The organism is Seonamhaeicola marinus (assembly GCF_008085455.1).
Genome location: NZ_VSDQ01000364.1, coordinates 738 through 940 on the forward strand (window position 1 = coordinate 738; position 203 = coordinate 940).

The window sequence follows — 203 nt, forward strand, 5'->3', positions numbered from 1 at the left end:
CGACACCCAAGCAAAAATACCCAGTGTAAGCACTATAATTGCTGATGTTCCGGCAGCTAAACCATCAATACCATCGGTTAAATTGGCACCGTTAGAAACGGCTGTTATTATAAAAATAGCCGCTATTATAAAAATTAACCACGTGTATTTTTCTAAATCTGGGTGAATCCAAGTTATTAAATCTGAATAATCAAATTCATTAT

The 203-nt window shown here is 34.5% G+C and carries 1 pseudogene; it reads right to left on the minus strand.

The features are described from left to right. Positions 1 to 203: pseudogene (locus FUA24_RS25670) on the minus strand (phospho-N-acetylmuramoyl-pentapeptide-transferase); the annotation flags it as partial.